This window comes from Paenibacillus glycanilyticus NBRC 16618 (assembly GCF_004000805.1).
Classification (GTDB): domain Bacteria; phylum Bacillota; class Bacilli; order Paenibacillales; family Paenibacillaceae; genus Pristimantibacillus; species Pristimantibacillus glycanilyticus.
Genome location: NZ_BILY01000089.1, coordinates 1 through 1245 on the forward strand (window position 1 = coordinate 1; position 1245 = coordinate 1245).

General features: G+C 45.6%; 2 protein-coding genes. Both read right to left on the reverse strand.

Annotation, left to right across the window (positions count from 1 at the left end):
• Nucleotides 1-39: 39 nt before the first annotated feature.
• Nucleotides 40-918 carry an IS3 family transposase gene (locus PGL01S_RS30660; protein WP_244935828.1) on the reverse strand — a complete coding sequence of 293 codons (879 nt, stop codon included), beginning with the start codon at nucleotides 916-918 and terminating at the stop codon, nucleotides 40-42.
• The coding region (locus tag PGL01S_RS30665) for a transposase (protein WP_244935829.1) at nucleotides 915-1245 on the reverse strand (331 nt) is incomplete at its 5' end. The genes PGL01S_RS30660 and PGL01S_RS30665, both read right to left, overlap by 4 nt.

The following is a 1245-nucleotide window of genomic DNA, read 5'->3' on the forward strand; positions in this document are numbered from 1 at the left end:
TGGACCTCTGTCAAGAAAGTGGACACTGAGTTAGTGTAATTATGCTGCCTCTGCTTGCTTGAATTGAGCTGCAAAACGAACTGGCGACATGTAACCAAGCGAGCCGTGAATTCGTTTGCGATTGTAGAAGAACTCAATGTAGCGGTAAATTTCTTGGTGTGCTTGTTGTTTCGTTCTAAAGGTTGGATTGCAGTAGATCAGTTCCTTTTTTAGAATGCTGTGAAAGGACTCCATGCTGGCATTGTCATAGCAGTTACCTCTCCGGCTCATACTTGCTTGCATCCCGTACTCTACTAGCTTGTCACGATACTCTTTTGAAGCATATTGGGAGCCTCGATCAGAGTGATGGATAAGGTCTTTTTTCGGCTTCTTCGCTTGTTCTGCATCTTCGAGGGCACCTAAAACCAACTCCGTTTGCATACGGCTTCCTAGGCGCCATCCTACAATTTCTCGCGTACAGAGATCCATGATACTTGCCAAGTACAGACGCCCTTCCCTGCAAGCGATGTACGTAATGTCTGCTACCCAAACCTGATTAGGCTTTGGCGTCTCAAACTGTTGATTGAGCGTATTTGGTGCCACAGCATAATCGTGATTAGAGTCTGTCGTTTGCACCTTATACTTTTTGGAGACACAAGAACGAAGCCCCAGCTCAGCCATGTACTTGCTCACTGTACGCTCTGTTGGCAATAGCTTTTCTTGGTGAAGTAAATGAGTGATTTTGGGACTTCCATAGCGCTCATTGCTGTCATGGAAGTGAAAGAGGATACGCTCTTGGATTTTTACCTTTTCAAACTGCTGTGGACTTGGTTCTGCTGTTCTCCATTTGTAGTACCCGCTCGTCGAAATACCCATAACTTTGCACATCTTCTCCACAGAAAACTCCGAGCGATTGTCTTCAACGAACTGGAATCTCAATTCTTTGGCTTGCTGAAGATGTGCACTGCCTTTTTTATAATAGCTAACTCCTCTTCAACGTCTGCAATGCGGCGATCTTTCTCCACGAGCTCTCGTTCCTTTTCACGAAGTTGCTGTTCAAGTTGCCGGATCTTATCCATGTTCCCAATTGGCTCGTTCTCGAAAGTACGATACTTTCCCATCCACTGGTGAAGTGTACTCGATGGAATGTTGAGATCTAGAGCAATATCCCCAATTGATTTCGTCTGTTCCTGGACAAACTTTACGGTCTCACGCTTGAACTCCTCTGTGTACCTTTGCCGTTGCTCACCCATGTGAACACCTCCT